Source organism: Streptomyces sp. NPDC005799, from assembly GCF_040630525.1.
Lineage (GTDB): Bacteria > Actinomycetota > Actinomycetes > Streptomycetales > Streptomycetaceae > Streptomyces > Streptomyces griseorubiginosus_B.
This window is the reverse complement of sequence record NZ_JBEXXQ010000179.1, coordinates 1-2,536: the sequence shown is the minus strand read 5'-3', so window position 1 is coordinate 2,536 and position 2,536 is coordinate 1. Positions and strand designations below refer to the sequence as shown.

Annotated in this window: 1 protein-coding gene; it reads right to left on the bottom strand. The window is 70.5% G+C overall.

Annotated features, from left to right (window positions below; genetic code table 11):
• Positions 1–24: 24 nt before the first annotated feature.
• Entirely contained in the window at positions 25–2,214 is a 2,190-nt protein-coding gene (locus ABZ453_RS51000; protein WP_359026887.1) for a recombinase family protein, read from the bottom strand.
• Between the last annotated feature and the right edge of the window lie 322 nt (positions 2,215–2,536).

Genomic DNA, 2,536 nt, shown 5'->3' with positions numbered 1-2,536 from the left:
CGAGATGTGTCAACCACAGTGCACTCATATAGGGGAACTGGCTGTTTGATCTCCGTGTTGGGCGGCGGTGGGTGGTTCGGTGTCGGTCCAGCGTAGGCGGGTGTACCAGCCGGGCGGGCGGGTGCGTCGCTCGCGGAGTTCGGTGAGTTGGGTGGGTCCGGCGTGGAGGATCCAGCGGTGGGGGCGTCGGGATTCCTTGCGGGCATTCACCCAGCCGCGGTAGATCCACGAGTAGAGGGTGACTGCGGGCATGTCGAGTTCGGCGGCGAGGTCGTCCAGCCACCACTCGTCGCGGCCTGGTTCTTCGCCGGGTGGCGGGGCCGACGGGGTGCGGGCGGGCGGCGGCAGGCAGCCGAGTTCGCGCAGGATCTCCTTGACCGCGCTGGCGCTGATCCGGTTCCCGCGTCCGCGGGCCGGGCGGAAGCCCTCCGCGTGCAGGCGCCGGGCGATCGCCTCGGCCCGGTGCCCCTGCCCGGCCAGCTCGCGGACACGTTCCCTGATCTGCGGGAAGTAGCTGAGTTGCTGCAGGAGCGCGACAGGGCGGACGGTCTCGCCCGTGGTGGTCTGCCCGCCGGCCCAGGTGATGGTGACGGTGACCCGTTCGCTGGTGCCCAGCACGGTAACGGTGACCTGCTCGACGAGCGCGCGGATGATCTCTTTGCGGTCGGTGTCGGTGGTCGTCGGCGCGCTCCACAGGCCCTCGATGTCGCCGGCCAGGCTGGTGATGGCCTGCTGCTCGGCTTCGGTGAGGGCGCGTGGGCGAGTCAGGGTGAAGCGGTCGTACTCCTCCTGCAGGGTCTGCTGGGCGGCAAGGGCCTGCTCCCAGTCCTTTTCCAACTGCCTTACGACCAGGCGGTTTTCGGGCTCGGCGAGGCGGTAACAGCGCCGGGCCCGGTCGGCGTTGATCGCGGCGCGTTCCAGCCGCTTCGACCAGATCTTCTCCAGCTCGGCCCGCTCGGCCAGGACCTGCTGGGTGGCGTGCAAGGAGACCTGAAGCGCGGCCGGGGCCAGCGCGGCCAGGACACGGGCGGTGACGAAGGCATCCACGCAGGCCCCGTTCAGGGCCTGGCACCGCTCCCCGGCCCCGTAGTCGGTCATCTGCCGGGCGCACACGTAGTCGGGGCGGGTGCTGCCCGCCTGCCGGTGGTAGCGCACGGTCATGCGCTTGCCGCAGCGGCCGCACCGCACCAGCCCGGCCAGCAGCGCGGGGCCGCTGCGGATGGCGCCGGGGGTCTCGGCCCGGGCTGCATTGGCCTGAAGCCGGGCCAGGTTGGCCCGGTACTGCTCGATGGTGATGTAGGCGGGCAGTGCGCCGGGGATGAACACCAGCCACTCGTCCTCACCGCGCACCACCCTGCCGGTGGAGGGGCGTCCCGGCTGCTGCCGGCGGGGTTCGATGCGACGGCGCCCATAGGCGTAGATCCCGGCATAGACCGGACTGTGCAGCATGCACTGCAGCGTCATCCGGTTCGGCCGCCGCCACTCCAGCTCGCCCTTGTCCGGGCCCCGGCGCAACCGGACCGGCACTTCGATCCCGTGCTCGACCATCCAGCGCAGCACGGCGTGCAGGGTGCCGAGCTCGGCGAACTTCGCGAACACCAGTCGCACCACGGTCTGTGCCTGCTCGTCCGGGTCGAGGACCGCCTCGCCCGACGGCCGGCGCACGTAGCCGATCGGCAGCGGCACGGCCAGTTCTCCGCGGCGGGCCTTGTTCACCCGTCCGGCCTGCATGCGCTGCTTGATCAGATGGAGTTCGGCCTCGGCCATCGTCCCCTTCAGCCCCAGCAGCAACCGGTCATTGTGCTCTGCCGGGTCGTAGACCCCGTCGGTGTCCGCCAGCAGCGCACCCGACAAGGCGCACAACTCGATGAGCTGATACCAGTCCTTCCCCGATCGTGCCAGGCGAGACATCTCGATGCCCAGCACCAGCCCGACATGGTCCAGCCCGATCTCGGTAACCAGACGCTGAAAGCCCGAACGGGCGACCGCGCTCGCCCCGGAACGCCCCAGGTCCTCATCGATCACCACCACCCGCGAGGCGGGCCAGCCCAGCATGGCCGCCCGGTCCACCAGCGCGTACTGCAACCGAGTCGACTCCTGGTGATCCGCGACCTGCTGCATGCTCGACTGCCGCACGTACACGACCGCGAGCCGGGTGAGCTGCCGGTCGGTGACCTTGCTGCCGGTCCGCTCCCACGGCATCAACGACGTCATGACCGACCCGTCTCACCGCTCGCCGACGGTGCAGCTACCGCTCCCGGCAGAGCCCGTCCCGCTAACCTCGCCAGCCACCGCACCGCCAGCAGCCGGTTCACCTCCGGCAGCCCCGCCCACACCTCCTCGCCCGGGCCCTGACGGGCCAGGCTCTGGGGCGGCCGTCCCCTGCGTCGTCCACGACGACCCACTCTCCGCATCACACTGCCGGGCCCGCAGCCGCTCGACCACCGCGACCAGCCGCAACAGCCCCTCACGCCCGATTACCGGCACATCACCTACCTGATACCCATTCATAGGTGCAGTGTGCTTGGCAGATTGA